The organism is Dolichospermum sp. UHCC 0406 (assembly GCF_009712025.1).
Taxonomy (GTDB): domain Bacteria; phylum Cyanobacteriota; class Cyanobacteriia; order Cyanobacteriales; family Nostocaceae; genus Dolichospermum; species Dolichospermum lemmermannii.
Map to the genome: position 1 here is coordinate 119,595 of NZ_VILA01000026.1, position 15,430 is coordinate 135,024.

Below are 15,430 nucleotides of genomic sequence, written 5' to 3' on the forward strand. Positions count from 1 at the left end.
AAGTTTATGTACTTTGAATACTTTCAATCATAGTTATTTCTGCATCAGTTAATTCATAGAGTTCATAAACTAATTGATTGATTTGTCTATCAGTGGCTTGAATTTGTTGCTGAATCATTCTCTTGGCTGGGGGTGTGTTTGCTTGATTGAGTTGTTGATGAAGATCAAGTATTTGTTGTACTAAATTAACAATTAAATCATGTTTTTGCTTTTCTGAAATTTGAGAATTATCAATAATTTTAATAGGAAGATTGCGAATAAACCGAGATTCAAAACTATAGTAACCACCTCTCATTGATGTAGATGATTTTTTGAGATAAAATTCTAGGACTTGACTATTTAACAATCCTAAAATGTATTCCCATGAATAAATAGATTTAACTAAAATTCCATATCCTCCAGCGACACCACCCGTAAAAAATATCTCCCCTGTTTTATCCCATGTAAATGATGAACCAGTCGCAATATCAGGAGTAAATATTTTTGGTAAAGCCATGACATTTAAAGCTTGAAATCTACTATATCCATACCAATTTTCTCCTAACATTTTACTATTTTCTCTACTTTCTAAATAATCTTTATTATCTAGTAAATAATTCCGGGTTAAAGGATATTCTTTTTCAAAGGTATTCATAGAAATTAATTCCATTGAACCATTATTTTTAAGCATATAGGGAAAAATAATCAACTTATTAGTTTTAGACAAATAATATCTTTTACTATCACCACCTTTAATCAAAGGATGTAGTAAATTAGATTCTAACCAGTATGTTATTTGTTTTTCTTTTGAAAAAACCTGGATTAAATTATCTTCCCGTGATAATTCTTCGACGATATATATTTTATCAGCACTGGTTTTAATTCCTTGAAAAATCCTTTCTGTTACATCTTCTAGTCTAGATTTAATTTGTTGTAATTTTGCAAATAAATTAGCATCTTCTCCCAAAATAAAATTCCATGCTAACCCAGAAACTAACGAATGATTAATAATTCCTGTTTGACTATTATGATTATTTTTCCAATCTATTAAATCAGTAACTTTTTCCATTTCTAAATCAGATTGTTGTGATTTTCTCAAGAAAAGCAAACAAGTATAAGTTGAAACTTTTGGAAACACTTGTTGATCTCCAAAATGCACTATTTTATGAAGATATTTACCTTCAGCAATTAATTTTCTGATAGATTCCCCATATTGAGCATTAAAAAACTTATGGGGTAAAATAAAACCTAAATAGCCATCTTTTCTTAATAGCTCTAATCCCTTTTCCACAAAGACAATATAAATATCATAGTTTCCCTTACTAGCAGAAACATACTGTTGTTTATAAAATTCAACTTCTAAAGCAGCCCATTCTTTTAAAGCTTGGATTCTAATATAGGGAGGATTACCAATAACTACATCAAAACCACCTCGTTTCATAATAACAGAAAAAGCCGATTTCCAGTCAAAAATATTAACTCTATAAGCCGTATTTTCGTCTAAAAAATTTAATTGAGTATGTTGATAAAATTCTGCGTCTATCAAGGTATTACCACACTGAATATTATAATCTAAATCAGGTAAAGCCCTTTCCTTAAATAGCTGTAATTGTCTGCTAATTGTTTCTCCTGATTCTCCTTCTAATACCTTTAATAATAAAGATAGTTTAGTTGTTTCTACCGCTTGTTGATCAATATCAACACCATAAATATGAGTTAATAAAATTTGCTTTCTCTCACTTGCGGTTAAACGCCATTGATGATCTGAAATTTGATAGAATTTATTTTTGTATTTCTTGGGATTTTGTAAATATTGTTCTAAATACCAATCTAGGAGAAATTGATAGGCCACAATTAAAAAAGAACCCGAACCACAAGCAGGATCAAGAATTGTTATATCTTGGATTTTATCTGGTTTCTTATTTTCTAAAACCTTACCAATAGTTTGTTTAATAATATAATCAACAATATAACTAGGAGTATAATAAACACCTCCAGCTTTTCTTACTTCCGGTTTATCTTCAATAACTGCTTGACGACTTGCAGATATTTGAATGACTTTACCTAAAAATTGTTCATACACTTGTCCTAAAATTTCCACAGGAATCACAGAAAATTCATAAGGACTTTCTGGAGGATAGAGTTTTCTAATAATTAATGTTAAAATAGCATCATCTATAGTTAAATTCAAAGTAAAATCATCAGGATTTTCTCGTCTTTTTTCACCTTGAAAATGGAATAAACCCGAATTATAGCGATAATCTGCATTGATAAATAACCGCCCTAATTCTTGATAAAAATTTTCAAACTTTAATAAATTATATAACTGTTGATAAGGTTCAATTCCTCTATCTTCACAAATGCGTAAAAAGACAATTCTATTAATCGTCATTTGGACAGCAAAATTTAACTCTCTTTGTTCAATTTGGGGATTTCTCCAAACAATATTAGCAGCTAAATTTTCTCGCCAAATTTCAATTTCTTGGAGAAATTTTTGATCAACAGTAATCCCAGCTTTAACTTTAGTTTCCGCAAATCTTTCTAAAGAACCATTTAAGACAGCTTCCTTAGAAAAAAGATCATAAATCTCTTGCCATTTTTCCACATATTTTGTATAATTAAAATGTTTGATTCTCGCTATCAATGGAGAATCATTTTTATTTGGCATAATTCGACAATCATAAACTGCAAATTCTTCAAAATCTGTTAAAATGCTTAAAGGTAATTTTGCAGACCAGCCATAACGTCTGACTTGAAAGGCTGCACTCATATTATTACCAACATTAACAGCGGGTTTTTTCGCTTCCACAAAAAACTTTCTGACTCCACCAACCCAAAAACTATAATCAGGTGCTTTGGCTTTGTTTGCGTCGCTAATTTTTAAAGAATCTTCATGAACAACGTCTTTATAAATATCAGAAATTTGTCGTTCATTATTAATATCCCACCCTAAAGCAGCAAAGAAAGGATTGATAAATTCAATTCTAGTTTGTGTTTCATTAATTCCCCCTGCACGATACAATTCTATCGAAGAGTGAAAATGTTCAACAAGTTTAATAATGGTATCAGGTGCTTTCATATTTGAAAAAATGTTAGTTTTATATAAATCTATAATAACTCTTTTTTGACCAAAATTGCCAACTTTTCCGCAGCCCCACCTTCACCCCTAACACTGCGTAACTTATCCCGAATAGCTGCTAATTTTTCGGGATTTTCTAACAAATCTAAAACCATTTTTCCCACAGTTTCGGGTTGCAATTTACCTACCAATTCTGGAACAATTTCTGCTTGCGCCCAAATATTCGGCCAAGCTAACAAACCCTTATTTTTTATCATCCACCAATTAATTAATTTAGCAAAACTAGAACCTACTCCCGGTAAATTTGCTAATATTCCTGGTAAACCATCCCAAGAACGCATAGCATCTAATTGTTGAGTTGGTAATAGGACAATCATCGGGACAGCTAATGCACCTAATTCTGCGGTATTTGCACCAACTGTAGTCAAACAAATAGAACATTGAGATAATAAATGATAAGCGGGATTTTCTGATTTTAATGCTACTATTAAACCTGTAGAAGTCACCAAATTATCACCTATTAAATCAGCACCTTGAAAGTTAAAAGCTTTAGCCAATGGGTTATTTTCAGGTTTAGCAAAATCAGCTAAAGTTGATAAATCTAAAGTTGGTGCAACAGGAATAAAAAACTTTGTTTGGGGTAATTTACTGTGAATATATTCAGCAATAGCTAAAGTTAAAGGTACACCTTGGGTTAATTTTGCTGCTTTTGAACCTGGTAAAATGCCAATAATGTTAATTTGGGATTTGGGATTTTCAATTTTAGATGTTATTTCATTCTCTGCTGCTTCTAACATTAAATCACCAACAACAGTGAATTTATCTATATATTTAGGAGAAACATTTTTCGCAACTTGAGCTTTCATAATTGCAAATTTATCTATAAAATTGTGCCAACGCGCTGACCATTCGGCGTAAACTACTGTTTTATATCCTAACTTCTTACCAATAATAACGGGAAAAAGTTGATCACCACCTAAAAATACCACTGCACCTTGATTTCTCCAATCCCAATTTTCTGCGGTTTTTCCCCATAGTAAAAATTGCCAAAAATCTGCTGCTGCTTGAACTCTATCAACCTCTGGGTAGCCCAACGCTATAGCAGTTTCTTTTCCACTAGCATGGGGACAAGGTGATAATATTACAGAAATTCTTACTTGAGAAATATCATGTCCTAATTGTTCTCTCAATGCTTTGACAACAGGACGTACCCAAGTTGTAACTTCTCCTGGTCCATTGGAAAGAATGAGAATATCTACCGATGAAGTCATTTAATTATTACCTGATAAGTTATAAAATTCGATTATACCGATATAATGAATGAAGAGAATAAAACAGAATCTAGAAGTGAGCATCTCAATTAAATCTAGTAACCGGGTATCTAAAGTTTTGTATCATAGTTAATTAAATTAATAACAAAATCAAATAACAATGTATCATGGTGGTTAGTAGTGTAAATGTTTAATGCTTTCCTTGCTGTTTTCAAAGGGTATCAGGTAAGCTACGCCCTGATTTACCAATAGCAGAATGTGGAAGCTTTAACGGGTAAACTTAGTTGGGTAATACTGATGTCTAAGGAAAAAAAAGGTAATAAAGAAACTAAAAAGCCTAAGAAAGATGCCAAGGACAAAAAAGAGAAAAAAGACCCAAACAGATATGATGGTTTAGGCAAGTAAGAAATAGCAAGCAAATTCCTGAGAATTTCTTGTAGGTATAAAGCGGTATGCACTTGAATGAGATACTAATTTTAATCACGGAGTCCCACAATATAAGGGTTTTACTCCTGACGGCTGACCGCTGAAAGCTAAAAGCTGCTATAACAAGGGTTTTGGCTTAACCGACAGAAGCCCCACGTCTGACCCGATAGGGCAGCGGGGGATGAATGGCGCGTGAATTGACGACGGTTTTCCGACCAACGCGACAGCAAGGAAGGAAAACATGGAGACAATTCACAAAATTTGTGTTATGAATTGAATATCTCGGCAAGGCGAGAGAATAGCGATAACCAAGCTAGATACATGATCATTTTTGTTGATTAACCTTGATTTTGCCTTTGGAACGAGGGGTCAGCCTATCGCCTTAACATCAGTCTTGTTGTTCTCGAAGAGCAAAAAGCTGTTAACTGGGTAGGAAGCCTATACTTACCCGCAAGGGAAGTGTAGGTAGTTCACGTTTATATGGCTAACTCCACGCTAATGAGTTAACCCTAAATAGACTTCAACTCTAACTACTAAACTTCAAAATATTATAATCTAATGGAGCTAAGCGGATTCGAACCGCTGACCCCCTCAATGCCATTGAGGTGCGCTACCAACTGCGCTATAACCCCGAAATTCCAATGCAGTAAGCTTTTTGGCTTATTGGTTAGTTTTTTTTATTTGTCTCTTTTGTGATTATACATTAATCTATGTCAATTCAGTCAAGAAAGTTATATTAAGAAATATTAAGCAGTAAATTAACCTTGACACCGATAAACCAAAACAAAAAAATAGATGTGGTTTTCAACCTAATTAATCTCCAACCGCCTAGAATCATGCTGGAGAACATGAAAAAAAGGCTATTACCGCAGTGCGGAATTAAAAATTAAAAATTAAAAATTAAAAAAGCAGATTACACAAGCTTTTGTCAAATTTTTAATGGTTGATTGACCTACGCCATTGTGTACTAGGGAAATGTTTATTTGATAGCTGAATGCTGACAGTTACGCAATAGGACTGCTATAGTAATTTAATCATATTTTTGCAAATACTTATGGCAGCAAATAAATTCTTGAAAAATATCATTATTAAACTACTGACTGGGGGATCAAAACCAGAGTATGCTCCACAGACTAGTCAACTAACTTTAGCAGATGCGATCGCCAAAATTGACGGGCTTTTTGATTGTGAGGCTGTTTTAAAAGAATTTGATGCAGATGCTACCATATCTTACTACACCCAAAGCGAGTGGGGTTATCAAATCTATCACTCTGGACAAGATGCTATCCACATGGCATTAAACCCTGATGGTATATTTGATCCAGATGGTTATTATGCTCAACCACGAGTAGTTGCTGAACAAATTCGTAAACTTGATGCCAAGACCGTTTTAGAATTAGGATGTGGTAAAGGATTTAATAGCTGTTTTTTAGCGCAGCAGTATCCAGAAGTACATTTCACTGGCATTGATTTAACACCATCGCATATTAAAATAGCACGTCGCAAAGCCGATAAATTTTCTAATCTATCTTTTCAAGAAGGTAACTTTAATCGCCTAAACTTCTTAGATCAATCCTTTGATATTGTTTTTGCCTTTGAGTGTTTATGTCACGCCTCTGAAGCAGAAACACCACTGGCAGAAATTTTTCGGGTGCTGCGTCCAGGTGGACAATTAATTATCTTCGATGGTTATCGTAAAATTAAGTTTACACAACTCCCTAAATTACTGCAAACCGCAACTCAACTTGTAGAAATATCAATGGCAGTTCGTCATGGATTTTCAGAAATTAATGATTGGAATGCTATCGTCCAATCAATTGGCTTTCAAATTCAAACTATTGAAGATATTTCTTTAGCAATTCAGCCGACATTATTAAAATTACAAAAATTATCCTGGAAACTTTTTTCCTTGTCTTGGCAAGTGAAAATACTTATTTATTTGTTACCTAAATATTTAATTAGAAATTCAATCGCTGGTCTTTTAATGCCTTTTACTGTCAGTCCTAAAGGGGAAGCTTTTGGATATTATAAATTAATCTTAGAACGACCTTTAGAAGAGAGTTAAACTCGATGAATTTGAACTTTGAGCGCAGATAATTCCTGCGCCCCTACAATTTCCTAATATTGTGGCACAGAAGGATCAACTAAAATCGAATAAGCGGAAATTCCACCCTTAATATTTTTAACATTTGTAAATCCTTGAGTAACTAACCACCCACACATCTGAGCAGAGCGGATACCATGATGACAGAGAACAAGAGTTTCTGCATGAATATCAAAGCGGATAGGCACTTGTTCACTCCATTGCTCATATTCACTCAAAGGAAGATTGACAAAACCATCTAGCCGTGATAAAGCAATTTCCTGGGGTTCACGCACATCTATTAACTGAAGCGTTCCTTCATTACTGGAAAGACGTTTGGCTAGTTCCTCAACAGTAATTTCGGAAAAGGGTTGATCAAATGATGTATTTGTCATGCAGTTTTTCTAAAAAATCCTATACTATTCATGTTTGCAGAAAAACTAAAAAATATAAAGAATGTGAACAGTCAACACTTAACAAAAAATATTAAACTTGGTTTCCTTATAGCTGGCATAATCACGCTTGTGCTAGTTTGTGTAGCTAAATTCTCCTGGTTTTCGGGGAAAAGTCCAGTTAGTCTTGTCGTTCGCAACTCTCAACCCGCTGCGGCTATATTTGTCTCCAAGTCTTCACCAGCAATGGTATCATTATTGGTCAATCCCGACGGGTTACAGACAATAGCAGCAAAAGGAGAATTTTCTCAACTCAAAAATAGTCTATTGGCAAAAAATAATATAGATTATTCAAATGATCTTAAACCCTGGTTGGGTGATGAAATTACCCTAGCTGCAACTACCATAGATATAGACCGTGATCCAGACAACGGACTACAAACCGGGTATTTAATGGCACTTGCAACTACAAAACCAGAGAAAAGCCGTGAGTTTTTGGAATTATTATTTTCTAACCGGGCTTTTAGTGGGACTAATTTAGGAATTGAACGTTACAAAGGTGTCAAGGTTATTTCTGATCATCCCGAATATGCACCAGACTTAAAAAACCAAAATAGTTTAGCAGGTGCAGTTGTTAATAATTTTGTTTTGCTGGCTAATCATCCTCAAGTTATCAAAGAAGCAATTAATAATTTACAAGCACCAGATTTAAACTTAATTAGTTCTCTAGAATATCAAAAAGCTACTCAACAAATCTCTAAAAATGCTGTAGCTGTGACTTTCTTAAATTTGCCCGAAGTTGGTAAATGGCAAGGATTAGAATTGGCAGAATCAACTTATAATAGCCAAATTCTCTCCTTCGTTTTAAATTCCCAAGGGTTGCTCACAGAAAGTACATTTTTAACAAATTCCCCAGTTGTACCTTCATCTTTACCCCTATCTCAATCTGTAGGAGCATTACAGTATATTCCAGAATCAACAGCTTTAGCGATCGCTGGCACAAATTTGAATAAATTAGGTAATAGCGATATAGCAAAACTGTGGAAACAAGTAACAGCAAGCATTTACGGTTCTAGTGAAGAAGGGATTTCTCGATTACTACAACCCTTCGTAAAAATCCAAAACAATTGGAATTTAAACTTTAGCGAAGATATTTTCAATTGGATAACAGGAGAATACGCTTTAGCCTTATTACCCAATTCAGAAAATACAACCCCTCATTGGTTATTTGTCATCGAAAAAACCCCAGAATTAGCAGCAGGAATCACACATTTAAATAATATTGCCAGTAGAAGTGGTTTTAACGTTAGTTCCCTAACTTTAGATCAACAAAAAATAGCAGCTTGGACAAAAATTACAGCCACAAGTGAAAATAACACATCTATTAATGTTGACACAAAAGTTAAAGGAGTGCATACAACCTTAGATAATTATGAAATTTTCAGTTCTGATTTAAAGACGCTAACAGCAGTTTTGAGTCAAAAGCAAAAATCTCTCCTAGAAAGTCCTCAATTTCAAAATAGTATTGCGACAATTCCCCAACCCAACCAAGGGTATATTTATCTAGACTGGGAAAATAGTCAAAATCTTCTCAAACGTCAACTACCCTTGCTTAAACTTGCAGAAGTATTGGGTAAGCCACTTTTTGATAATTTAAAATCCCTGACAGTGAGTAGTTATAGCAGCGAACCAGGAACACTTAAAGGTGGAGTATTCTTGCAACTGCATTAAAAAATCAGAATTAACTACACTTTAACAGTCCAGAAGCCTTAGATACTAAGGCATAGATGATTTAGTCCCCAATTAACAATCACCAATCACCAATCACCAATTACCAATCACCAATTACCAATCACCAATTACCAATCCCTAATTACCAAGTCACGATAATATGAGAGAGTAGCTTGTTGTGCTATCAAGGGTACTATCTCAATGTTCTCTAGACTCCGTACCGATTTTCGCATCATCTTTGAACGTGACCCCGCAGCCCGGAATTGGTTGGAGGTTTTGTTTTGCTATCCAGGTTTGCAAGCCCTAGTTTTCCACCGCTTTGCACACTGGTTGCGTCGTCTTGGTCTTCCCTTTTTCCCCCGCTTGATTTCTCACATTGCGCGGTTTTTAACAGGTGTAGAAATTCACCCAGGGGCTACAATTGGTGAAGGCGTATTTATTGATCACGGAATGGGAGTAGTAATTGGGGAAACAGCCATTATCGGTAACTACGCGCTGATTTATCAAGGTGTCACCCTGGGGGGAACAGGTAAAGAAAGCGGTAAACGTCACCCCACATTAGGCGAAAATGTCGTCGTTGGTGCCGGTGCAAAAGTTTTAGGAAATATCGAAATTGGTGATAATGTCCGCATTGGTGCAGGTTCAGTGGTGTTGAGAGATGTACCATCTAGTTGTACCGTTGTCGGTGTTCCTGGTCGCATTATCTACCGTTCAGGAGTCCGGGTTGCACCTCTAGAACACAGCAATTTACCAGACTCAGAAGCCCAAGTCATTCGCACCTTAGTTGACCGCATTGAAGCCTTAGAAGCACAAATTCAAGCTTTACAAACTCCCGCCAAAACTCCAGTTTTAGTTGGTAAATTCCTTCCAGAAGATGAATTACCAAAAGAACACAATTTTTGTAATATCCGAGATAAACAGATTCAGGAATTTTTTGATGGTGCGGGAATCTAGGAAGTTAAACACTAAAAATTAAAATTAAGGGTTTATTGCTTCAGTCAACCATTCTTGGTTTTCATTGCGGTGATAAACCCATCTATTTTGTGGTTCACCCCGCAATTGTAAATGATCTACTCTTACTGGTTCAAGTAATAATAAACAAAAATTTTCTAACGGTTGAATATTGTCTGGTGCTGGTGGTGTAAAAGCTTCCGGTGTTTGTACTCTCATCTCACCAGGAATAGGCCAAGCAAATTGTAACCTAGCTGCATCACTTAATTCTTGCCACATTTTAATTCTCGCAGGTTGTAAATGTGGGTGAGAATCAGCACTTATTAATATTAATTCTCCAGTAATCCGAAATTGTTCTCTAGTGTTGGGAAAATACCAGCAAATTTCCGCTGCGGATTGTTTTGATATTTGTTCAGCTTTTTCACTACGAATATCGGTAATAAATTTTAGCTGATTGGTATCGTCTAGAAAGCCGCGAAACACGACGGTACGATTAGCAGGAAAACCATTTTCCCGCACTGTTGCTAGTTGTACATAGCGGGCATAAACGAGGCTGCGATTTTTATGTAGGGCGCGGGTAATCAGACTTCGCCAAGGTGCTAGTGTCATTTTTAATTAATACCAATCAGTGAAAAAATTAAACAAATGACAGTATTACACAGATAGCCTATTTTCCTAAACCTATAGGTAAAACTTTGAGACTTTACTATCCTGGCAATGTACTTTCAGGGTTTTATACTTAACCAAAAAATTAGTTGTAATTTATACAAATACAGGCATGGTACTTTAATCCTAAATTTACTTGGCGTATAGTCATAGTTTGTCCGCAACTAATCATACTTTATCATGGTTCAATTACTTGAACGTCAACGTCAGGGTGCAACTTTTCCAGAACCTGCTCCAGCAGCCAATCCAGTGCTTTTTAGAACCTACAGCCGTCGGACAGAGACAGGTTTAAGAGAAACATGGGAACAGGTATGCGATAGCGAAGCGCTCAGTAGGAATCGCACTTTACGCAGTTTAGTAGAACTGGGAAAACTCTCCCGTGAAGAAACTGCCATTTTAGACAAGATGCAGCGCACTCCAACCTAGTCTTACTTTTCCAACGATACGCAAAAAAATTCCCTAGCTTCTGATCAAAGCTAGGGTCATTAAATACAAAATTCACCCATCATTATGAACCAAAAACCTGCCAATCAGACTGGAATTTTCCAGCCACAACTTCCGAATGTTAAAGATCAGTCATCTAGTATCATTGTTCAAAATACGCTGAACACCCCGCAAAAAGTGGACAATCGGCTGATAGCTGCTAATTCTACAAATACTCCTATACAACCCAATGCAGGAGAGATAATACCTGTACTCACCTATGGAGGTGTGTCTGTAGCAGTGATTATTGCAATGACTTGGTTCGTGAAGATATTGCTTGCCTCTATATCTGAATTACTGGAAGCAATGTCCAAACCTAAGAAATAATTTAATTTTGAGTAAGGGTTTAGCACTGCTAAACCCCTACCTCTACGCATCAAAAACTTTTCAACAGCAGTAGTAATCGCATTTGACAAACTCAAGTAAATAATTTAAGGAAAAAAATGAATAGTGCCGAAAAATCAGCCTTGATTGCCGAACTTGTCCAACTTGGCATTAAACATACTCCTGAAAAAATAGTTAAGATTGCTAAACAAGCTGACGGCAAAATAGTCTTTTTAGAAGAAGGAAAACCTGGTAAAAGAGGAAGTGGACTATTACACATTTTGGATAAACATCAAGAAGACTTTGCCAAACGGGGAATTTCTGAAGATGAAATTGCCGATGTTGTTATGGCTGCTGTAATCAGTGGAATGTTTCTTGGTTATCAAGGAACAGTAGAACCTCGAAGAAAAATCTATGAAGTAAACTTTAATGGAAAAAAGCAGTATATAGCAGTGACAGTAGGCGATAATGGTTATATAGTTGGAGCTAATCCAGCCTCATTACCATAATTCCACCGTAGTAGCTATGGCAATAAAAATTAAACTAATGGCTGATTATGGGTGCGACCCTTTATGGTGGGCAGATGCTGACAAAGTTGGTAACATTGACCCAGCCAAACTGCCCCTCAGCCAAGAAACCATTAACCATTTGAGAAAATGGGCAACTGCTTATAATGCCACATTAAATTGGCAAGATCCTGGTAATTCACCAGATTTGAGTCCAGAAGCAGCAGCAGCTTTTGAACAGGAAGGAATTAGTTTGTGGAAACAACTACAAAAAGAACTTGCACCTAATTATGAAGTTATCTATTTCAGTGAGCAATTAAATCAAGTTGTAACTAATACAAATGAATTGGCATCTTTACTTACTATCTCTGCTTGATGAATAGTCAACGCAAAAATTACACAAACAGCACTATTACATAGATAGCCTATTCTACGAAAACTGACAGATAAAAAGTTGAGATTCTATTACCCTGATAATGCACTGTCGGGGTTTTATACTTAAACAAAAAACAAAAATATAGTTATAATTGGCACAGACTAAGCTATAGCGCAAAGTAGTAAAATTTTCAATCTTTAATCTTAAATCTACTTGGCGTATAGTCATAGTTTGTCCATAAGAAATCATACTCAAATTATGCTTCAAGAACTTGATAGCCTGCGTGACGACGTAGGAGTCATACGTCAACGTCAGGGTGCAGCTTTTCCAGAATCTGCTCCAGCAGCCAATCCCGTGTTTTTTAGAACCTACAGCCGTCGGACAGATGCAGGTTTGAGAGAAACATGGGATCAGGTGTGCGATCGCACTTTACGCGGTTTAGTAGAACTGGGAAAACTCACCCGTGAAGAAGCTGCCATTTTAGATAAGATGCAGCGAAACATGAAATCCCTCCCCAGTGGGCGCTGGATGTGGGTTGGTGGCACAGATTGGTTAGCCAAACCCAAAAACTTCTCCGGTGCTTATAACTGCACCTCTACCAACCTTTTAGACTGGAGTGCCTTTGGGTTGATGATGGATCTAGCCATGATGGGCTGTGTGCGATTCGTTGGCTAGAAACTAAGCCCAGCAAGGGTTTTAGAGGATTAGCCGCAAGGTAACTTTACTCAAAAGGTAAGAGCCTTGACAACTTGATAGTCATGTTGGTGACATTGGATTATCAAAAGTTAGTACAGATAAATCATAGAAATATTCAATGGTTTGTTTGAAAAGCATAATAAAATCTGATGAATTCCAACCCCCTAAGTGCAAGGGTGAAAGCACTTTCCCCACGGTAGCGACTAGCCATCAATCCGTGAAGCGGGAATGAACGGTGGTAAGAAGCCAGTCCAGGCTTCGACTCCAACCAGCAAGAGAATATGGTTAGCGAAAGCAAATCTACGTCTGAATCATCGTGAACATATAAAACAGCTTAGTGGACTAACAGGCTGTGCCAAAAGGCAAGGGCAGAGTGACCAGAATACAACCGTCTGGTCTGCACCACTCGTAACCCCGGTGAACAGTAGAAACCTAAATTCTCAATCAATGACTATCAGGAACGAAGTAACCACATAGATTCTCTCAGGAAGGTCGATCCCTGAGTAGGTGCTAACCGGATGAACTATGTGGCGAGATTGAGTCAGAAGCTAACGCCTACGGTAATGCGTAGGATACGCTGACGGACTCACGGAAAACAGATATATGTAGGTACAATTAGCAATGAAGACGACTAAAACGAGTTTCAAGACTACGGTGGTATGGAACAACATCAACTGGAAGAAAATCCAGCGGATGGTGTTTAAGTTGCAAAAGCGCATACATAAAGCTGCTCAACGTGGTGATGTCAAAGCAATGCGAAGACTCCAGAAAACCTTAATGAAATCCTGGTACGCCAAGCTACTAGCAACGCGAACTGTTACCCAAGACAATAAAGGCAAGAACACGGCAGGGGTGGAGGTCGTAAAATCTCTTGGATATGCCCAACGTCTAGAATTAGCCAACAGTCTAGGAACTACTAGGAAGGTAAAGCCAACCCGTAGAATCTGGATTCCAAAGCCAGGAACAGACGAAAAGCGACCCCTAGGAATTCCCACAATGTCAGACAGAGCTAATCAGGCATTCGCCAAATTAGCCTTAGAATCAGAATGGGAAGCCAAATTCGAGCCAAATAGTTACGGGTTCAGACCAGGACGGGCAGTACATGATGCCATCGAAGCCATTTACTTAGCAATACACTGTAAAGCTAAATACGTGCTAGATGCCGACATCTCCAAGTGCTTTGACAACATTGATCATCAAAAGCTATTGAGCAAACTAAACACATACCCATCCATGAAACGGTTAATTCGTAGCTGGTTAAAAGCTGGTTTTATGGATAGGCGCGATTTATTCCCAACAAAAATGGGAACGCCACAAGGTGGAGTTATTTCCCCACTACTGGCAAACATTGCCCTTCACGGTATGGAAGAGGTCATTAAGGAATACGCCAATACCCTCCCTACTCGGAGGAACTATGGCAGAAAACAAAACCGCAATGCCCTCAGTTTAATTCGCTACGCAGACGACTTTGTGATTATTCACGAAGATATCAATGTTGTGTTAGGGGCAAAAGCTGTAATCGAAGGTTTCTTAAAAGACATTGGTTTGGAACTCAAACCAAGCAAGACCAGAATTTGTCACACCTTTGAAGAATATGAAGGGGAAAAACCTGGATTTGATTTTTTAGGTTTTAACATTCGACAATTTCCAGTCAACAATGGGATGAGCGCAAGGACATCAAGAGGAAAAACCCTTGGTTTCCAAACAATCATCCAACCAAGCAAGAAAGCGATACAAAGCCACTACAAAGTTATATCCGATGTTATTGACTCCCATAAGGCAGCACCACAAAAGGTACTAATCCAGAAGCTTAATCCTATCATTCAAGGATGGGCTAATTACTACTCATCTGCTTGCTCAACAGATGCTTTTAGAGACTTAAATAATAAGATTTATCTCAAGTTGGCATCATGGGCAAGATACAGACACCCCAATAAAGGGGCTAAGTGGGTGGTACAGAAATACTGGACGACCGTAGGTGGAGATAACTGGGTGTTTGGTTACATGAATCCGGACACCGAAGAAAGATATATTCTCTCAAAGCACACTTGGACAAAAATTGTCCGACATACTAAGGTTAAAGGCGAGGCCTCACCATTTAACGGTGATTTCGTTTACTGGGGAGCAAGAACTGGAAAAAGTAAAGAGATTCCCTCTCTACTTGCAAAAACCCTTCACAAGCAGAAAGGTAAATGTGTCCATTGTGGTCTAACGTTTACAACAGAAGACCAAATTGAACTAGATCACATTCTACCAATCAGCTTGGGCGGGAAAAGAAAGTTCAATAATATTCAAGCATTGCATAAACATTGCCATGACAAAAAGACAGCCACGGATGGCAGTCTGAGTAGTTCCTTTTGACAAGGGTATGTTTTCTGAGGAGCCGGATGAGGTGAAAGTCTCATGTCCGGTTCTGGAGACGAGTAGCATTCGTGAGAATGTTGCTTAGTTTAATGGGACAGGTGCG

At 37.0% G+C, this 15,430-nt stretch carries 13 protein-coding genes, 1 tRNA gene and 1 pseudogene; 10 read left to right on the top strand and 5 right to left on the bottom strand.

Going from position 1 to position 15,430, the window contains the following annotated elements; translation table 11 throughout:
- Positions 1–4: 4 nt before the first annotated feature.
- Both FJR09_RS20740 and FJR09_RS20745 read right to left on the bottom strand, forming a co-directional pair.
- Positions 5–3,058 (bottom strand): Eco57I restriction-modification methylase domain-containing protein, encoded by a 3,054-nt coding sequence (locus FJR09_RS20740; protein WP_168652953.1) that lies wholly within the window; start codon positions 3,056–3,058, stop codon positions 5–7.
- Between the two features lie 29 nt (positions 3,059–3,087).
- The gene (locus tag FJR09_RS20745) at positions 3,088–4,329 is read right to left on the bottom strand and encodes a lipid-A-disaccharide synthase (protein ID WP_168652302.1); all 1,242 of its coding nucleotides are present in this window, start codon (positions 4,327–4,329) and stop codon (positions 3,088–3,090) included.
- 258 nt (positions 4,330–4,587) lie between these two features.
- On the opposite strand from FJR09_RS20745, the gene FJR09_RS20750 reads away from it, so the two are divergent.
- Positions 4,588–4,734 (top strand): hypothetical protein, encoded by a 147-nt coding sequence (locus FJR09_RS20750; protein WP_158310534.1) that lies wholly within the window; start codon positions 4,588–4,590, stop codon positions 4,732–4,734.
- 580 nt (positions 4,735–5,314) lie between these two features.
- On the opposite strand, the gene FJR09_RS20755 is transcribed toward FJR09_RS20750, so the two are convergent.
- Positions 5,315–5,387: transfer RNA gene (locus FJR09_RS20755), tRNA-Ala, on the bottom strand.
- A 422-nt stretch (positions 5,388–5,809) separates the two neighbouring features.
- Here FJR09_RS20755 and FJR09_RS20760 point away from each other — a divergent pair.
- Positions 5,810–6,820 (top strand): class I SAM-dependent methyltransferase, encoded by a 1,011-nt coding sequence (locus FJR09_RS20760; RefSeq protein ID WP_168634480.1) that lies wholly within the window; start codon positions 5,810–5,812, stop codon positions 6,818–6,820.
- Between the two features lie 53 nt (positions 6,821–6,873).
- Here FJR09_RS20760 and FJR09_RS20765 read toward each other — a convergent pair whose 3' ends face one another.
- Positions 6,874–7,233 (bottom strand): rhodanese-like domain-containing protein, encoded by a 360-nt coding sequence (locus FJR09_RS20765; protein WP_015080560.1) that lies wholly within the window; start codon positions 7,231–7,233, stop codon positions 6,874–6,876.
- A 30-nt stretch (positions 7,234–7,263) separates the two neighbouring features.
- Between FJR09_RS20765 and FJR09_RS20770 the strand changes: the two genes are divergently transcribed.
- The gene (locus FJR09_RS20770; RefSeq protein WP_174783359.1) at positions 7,264–8,961 is read left to right on the top strand and encodes a DUF3352 domain-containing protein; all 1,698 of its coding nucleotides are present in this window, start codon (positions 7,264–7,266) and stop codon (positions 8,959–8,961) included.
- A 201-nt stretch (positions 8,962–9,162) separates the two neighbouring features.
- The gene (gene cysE / locus FJR09_RS20775) at positions 9,163–9,915 is read left to right on the top strand and encodes a serine O-acetyltransferase (protein ID WP_015080562.1); all 753 of its coding nucleotides are present in this window, start codon (positions 9,163–9,165) and stop codon (positions 9,913–9,915) included.
- Between the two features lie 24 nt (positions 9,916–9,939).
- Here cysE and FJR09_RS20780 read toward each other — a convergent pair whose 3' ends face one another.
- Entirely contained in the window at positions 9,940–10,521 is a 582-nt protein-coding gene (locus FJR09_RS20780; RefSeq protein WP_168653286.1) for an Npun_F5749 family FMN-dependent PPOX-type flavoprotein, read from the bottom strand.
- 237 nt (positions 10,522–10,758) lie between these two features.
- On the opposite strand from FJR09_RS20780, the gene FJR09_RS20785 reads away from it, so the two are divergent.
- From FJR09_RS20785 to ltrA, 6 genes and pseudogenes are all read left to right on the top strand, one after another.
- The gene (locus FJR09_RS20785) at positions 10,759–11,004 is read left to right on the top strand and encodes a hypothetical protein (RefSeq protein ID WP_168652306.1); all 246 of its coding nucleotides are present in this window, start codon (positions 10,759–10,761) and stop codon (positions 11,002–11,004) included.
- An 84-nt stretch (positions 11,005–11,088) separates the two neighbouring features.
- A complete protein-coding gene (locus FJR09_RS20790; RefSeq protein WP_039202596.1) occupies positions 11,089–11,388 on the top strand; it encodes a hypothetical protein in 300 nt (99 codons plus the stop codon).
- 116 nt (positions 11,389–11,504) lie between these two features.
- A complete protein-coding gene (locus FJR09_RS20795) occupies positions 11,505–11,894 on the top strand; it encodes a hypothetical protein (RefSeq protein ID WP_168652307.1) in 390 nt (129 codons plus the stop codon).
- Positions 11,895–11,910: 16 nt separating this feature from the next.
- Positions 11,911–12,267 carry a hypothetical protein gene (locus tag FJR09_RS20800; protein WP_015080565.1) on the top strand — a complete coding sequence of 119 codons (357 nt, stop codon included), beginning with the start codon at positions 11,911–11,913 and terminating at the stop codon, positions 12,265–12,267.
- 258 nt (positions 12,268–12,525) lie between these two features.
- A pseudogene (locus FJR09_RS20805) lies at positions 12,526–12,924 on the top strand (ribonucleoside-triphosphate reductase); the annotation flags it as partial.
- Between the two features lie 735 nt (positions 12,925–13,659).
- Positions 13,660–15,324, top strand: a complete 1,665-nt coding sequence (gene ltrA / locus FJR09_RS20810; protein ID WP_235082041.1) for a group II intron reverse transcriptase/maturase — start codon at positions 13,660–13,662, stop codon at positions 15,322–15,324.
- Positions 15,325–15,430 lie beyond the last annotated feature (106 nt).

Excerpts from the sequence above, each read along its gene's own strand:
- FJR09_RS20785 (WP_168652306.1), top strand. The coding sequence starts at position 10,759 with ATGGTTCAATTACTTGAACGTCAACGTCAGGGTGCAACTTTTCCAGAA.
- cysE (WP_015080562.1), top strand. The coding sequence starts at position 9,163 with ATGTTCTCTAGACTCCGTACCGATTTTCGCATCATCTTTGAACGTGAC.
- FJR09_RS20760 (WP_168634480.1), top strand. The coding sequence starts at position 5,810 with ATGGCAGCAAATAAATTCTTGAAAAATATCATTATTAAACTACTGACT.
- FJR09_RS20765 (WP_015080560.1), bottom strand. The coding sequence starts at position 7,233 with ATGACAAATACATCATTTGATCAACCCTTTTCCGAAATTACTGTTGAG.
- FJR09_RS20795 (WP_168652307.1), top strand. The coding sequence starts at position 11,505 with ATGAATAGTGCCGAAAAATCAGCCTTGATTGCCGAACTTGTCCAACTT.
- FJR09_RS20745 (WP_168652302.1), bottom strand. The coding sequence starts at position 4,329 with ATGACTTCATCGGTAGATATTCTCATTCTTTCCAATGGACCAGGAGAA.
- FJR09_RS20740 (WP_168652953.1), bottom strand. The coding sequence starts at position 3,058 with ATGAAAGCACCTGATACCATTATTAAACTTGTTGAACATTTTCACTCT.
- FJR09_RS20770 (WP_174783359.1), top strand. The coding sequence starts at position 7,264 with ATGTTTGCAGAAAAACTAAAAAATATAAAGAATGTGAACAGTCAACAC.
- FJR09_RS20800 (WP_015080565.1), top strand. The coding sequence starts at position 11,911 with ATGGCAATAAAAATTAAACTAATGGCTGATTATGGGTGCGACCCTTTA.
- FJR09_RS20790 (WP_039202596.1), top strand. The coding sequence starts at position 11,089 with ATGAACCAAAAACCTGCCAATCAGACTGGAATTTTCCAGCCACAACTT.
- FJR09_RS20780 (WP_168653286.1), bottom strand. The coding sequence starts at position 10,521 with ATGACACTAGCACCTTGGCGAAGTCTGATTACCCGCGCCCTACATAAA.